1 pseudogene is annotated in these 333 nt (G+C 46.8%); it reads right to left on the reverse strand.

Going from position 1 to position 333, the window contains the following annotated elements:
• Nucleotides 1-266: pseudogene (locus FS806_RS26455) on the reverse strand (IS110 family transposase); the annotation flags it as partial.
• Nucleotides 267-333: the final 67 nt, after the last annotated feature.

Here is a 333-nt window from a genome sequence, read left to right on the forward strand (position 1 = left end):
CCGTCTGTCTGAAGGAGAAGGTTCTCGATCTCTTGTTCCAAAACATTAATTTTGGCATCAAATGTTCGTAAGTCACGTAGCTTCATTTTCAGTAACATAAGCTCAGGCCGAAGTTCCTGTAAGTTTCTCGATAACGCTTGTTCAGCGACGTGCAAGAGCTTCTGGATGGTGGTGTTTCGCAATTTGAGATTATGCTGAATCGAGAGCTTCCGTAGCCCGGTCTCCCCTAGTTTCAGGACAGCAGCGGGGTGTGGATAATGCTCCATGAAGAAGAGCGAGGCTTTCCCCCAGAAGTCACTGAATACTTTGATTTTTCGAGCTCTACCGGCTGAA

It is taken from the genome of Paenibacillus sp. 32O-W (genome assembly GCF_007679495.1).
Taxonomy (GTDB): Bacteria; Bacillota; Bacilli; order Paenibacillales; family NBRC-103111; genus Paenibacillus_L; species Paenibacillus_L residui.